The following is a 626-nucleotide window of genomic DNA, read 5'->3' as shown; positions in this document are numbered from 1 at the left end:
TTACACCGTGACAGCCTATGGAATTGAGGTAATCCCTAAAGCAAATGTTTTAGGTTCTTGATGGTGAAGTAGGAATTAAACATCAAACCCACATTGAGTAGGTTTGAGTAGGTTTTAAATAACGGTTAAATCTCATCATATTTCGTAGAATATGCATTGTGTATGTTCCATACTTATAAGACACATTCGTAATAGTTTTAATCTTTAGTTTATCTTAACAATAACCACGCAAAGAAATTTAAGTCACTCTCTGCGTTTGTTTATTTTTACTTATCAATCTTGCACCACAGCATAGTTGTATGACACCCCCACCCTGAATAAAAGTAAGACAGCATAGCTACCAAGCAAGAAGTTTTGAATTTAAAACTCAGTGTGATTTTTAAACGCAGATTCAAATCTCAAGTGCAACACATTTGTAGTTAGTTGAAAAAGTTAGGTGTATTCATAGAATCATTAGACTTTTTCAACCCGCAATTGGAAAGCACACAATGAAGAAATTCACCCAACTTTCTCAAGATGAAAGATACGAAATTTATGCTACTTTGAAAAGTAAAAGTTCAATCGCTACCCTTGCTCGGGAGTTAGGACGTTCACGATCAACCATCTACCGTGAATTAAAAAGAAAT

General features: G+C 34.3%; 1 protein-coding gene. It reads left to right on the top strand.

What is annotated here, in order from left to right; all coding sequences use genetic code 11:
- Window positions 1–488: 488 nt before the first annotated feature.
- The coding region (locus AC07E5_RS09645; RefSeq protein ID WP_498625327.1) for a helix-turn-helix domain-containing protein at window positions 489–626 on the top strand (138 nt) is incomplete at its 3' end.

The organism is Acinetobacter seohaensis (assembly GCF_056431365.1).
The sequence above is the reverse complement of the archived record's forward strand: the minus strand, read 5'-3'. Positions and strand labels throughout refer to the sequence as shown.